The 656-nt window shown below is 56.0% G+C and carries 1 pseudogene; it reads left to right on the top strand.

The annotated features are described in order from the left end of the window. Positions 1-656, top strand: a pseudogene (locus DPF91_RS22145) (Calx-beta domain-containing protein); the annotation flags it as partial.

Here is a 656-nt window from a genome sequence, read left to right as displayed (position 1 = left end):
GCACCGTGGCTTCGGCAAGTGAGCCGAACTCCGCGACCGCTACCATCTTTGATGATGGTGATGGTCCGGGTGAWGAKCCTGATGAYGACCGYCCAGMGGTGTGGATTGAAGGCGGTGGCGACGTCAATGAAGGCGATACGGTTGGGTTTACCGTTAAGACCAGCGCCGCCGCTGCTGTAGAGGTGTTCGCTAAAGTGGCCTTAACGGACATCGAYACCGACAGTGATGATATCGATGCGTTTGAGTACCTCGACGATGAGGGTATCTGGCAAGCCGTGCCAGTGGATGGCGTGATCCCAATTCCCGTTGAGGAGACGTCGGTTGCGCTTCGAGTGGTGACCTCGCCTGATAACGTGTATGAAGGTCCCGAAGACTTTTCAGTRGGCGTAACACCAGACAGTGGCACCGTGGCTTCAGCAAGTGAGCCGAACTCCGCGACCGCTACCATCTTTGATGATGGTGATGGTCCGGGTGATGATCCTGATGATGACCGCCCAGAGGTGTGGATTGAAGGCGGTGGCGACGTCAATGAAGGCGATACGGTTGGGTTTACCGTTAAGACCAGCGCCGCCGCTGCTGTAGAGGTGTTCGCTAAAGTGGCCTTAACGGACATCGATACCGACAGTGATGATATCGATGCGTTTGARTACCTCGAC

The organism is Vibrio maerlii (genome assembly GCF_003415655.1).
GTDB classification, from domain to species: Bacteria; Pseudomonadota; Gammaproteobacteria; order Enterobacterales; family Vibrionaceae; genus Vibrio; species Vibrio maerlii.
Note: the sequence above shows the minus strand (reverse complement) of the source record. Positions and strands in the feature narration are given on the sequence as shown.